This is a genomic window from Neobacillus fumarioli NBRC 102428, assembly GCF_001591485.1.
Lineage (GTDB): Bacteria > Bacillota > Bacilli > Bacillales > Cytobacillaceae > Neobacillus > Neobacillus fumarioli.
Window position 1 is genome coordinate 1 of record NZ_BCUZ01000265.1, and the last position, 749, is coordinate 749.

Genomic DNA, 749 nt, shown 5'->3' on the forward strand with positions numbered 1-749 from the left:
CCCCAGAAACTTTATACGGGGTAGCGGGCATGATAGCCTTGGCTGGCGATGCCGATGTTTGTGACATCTGGTTTCTCGGCTAGCTAGTCATGCCCGTAGGGGCCCCGTGTCAAGTTTCGGCATGATTCCACTGTTTAGCGGGTCTACTGTCATCTTATTCGGTTAAGGAGAGTGACGCATAAAATGAAAAAAGAAAGACGAACATTTACCCCTGAGTTTAAAGCCCAAATGGTCAAGTTATACGAAAGCGGTAAGCCTAGAAAAGATATCATTAGTGAATACGATTTAACTCCGTCAGCTTTGGACAAATGGGTGAAACAAAGCCAAACCTCCGGTTCTTTTAAAGAAAAGGATAATCGTACACCAGAAGAAAATGAATTAATTAAACTGCGAAAAGAAAATCAGCGGCTTTTGATGGAGAATGATATTTTAAAGCAAGCCGCGCTGATACTAGGACGAAAGTAAATGTGATTAGAAATAACCGCCACAAATACTCGATATCAGCAATGTGCGACGTCCTACAGGTCTCTAGGAGCACGTACTATTACGAAGCCAAGGAACAAGAAGAATCTGAAGATGAACTATCAGCCGCAATTATTGAAATCTTTCATAAAAGCCGCCAAAACTATGGAACACGCAAAATAAAGGTTGAACTAAAAAAACATGGCCTAATCGTATCAAGAAGGCGTATTGGCAGAATTATGAAGAAAAATGGTTTGGTATCCAAATACACTGTTGCACAATTTAAG

The 749-nt window shown here is 41.0% G+C and carries 1 pseudogene; it reads left to right on the forward strand.

Annotated elements, in window-relative coordinates:
* Positions 1-183: 183 nt before the first annotated feature.
* Positions 184-749, forward strand: a pseudogene (locus BFU02S_RS16935) (IS3 family transposase); the annotation flags it as partial.